General features: G+C 36.6%; 1 pseudogene. It reads left to right on the top strand.

The features are described 5' to 3' along the window. A pseudogene (locus JKP73_RS22420) lies at positions 1-215 on the top strand (phage major tail protein, TP901-1 family); the annotation flags it as partial. Between the last annotated feature and the right edge of the window lie 99 nt (positions 216-314).

Below are 314 nucleotides of genomic sequence, written 5' to 3' on the forward strand. Positions count from 1 at the left end.
TTGATAAAGCTGAAAAAGGATCTGACGGAAAGTACAAAGCTAAATATCTTCGTGCTTATCTTACAAGTTTCTCTTATGAACCTAACTCAGAAGATGCGCTTGAATTGAGTTTAGAATTTGGAGTGTTTGGCAAACCTCAAAAGGGCCAAGCCACACTAACTGAAGAACAAGCTAATGTTGTTCAGTATGTATTCAAAGATACTGTTGCGGGATAAAGCTGAAAATATTACTGGCTCTGCCTGGAGTACAGTTGTAGAAGTGACAATTTAAATACTATAAACAAAAGGCTAGAGAGTCGCTCTAGTCTTTATTTT

It is taken from the genome of Virgibacillus salexigens (assembly GCF_014905415.1).
Taxonomy (GTDB): domain Bacteria; phylum Bacillota; class Bacilli; order Bacillales; family Amphibacillaceae; genus Virgibacillus; species Virgibacillus salexigens.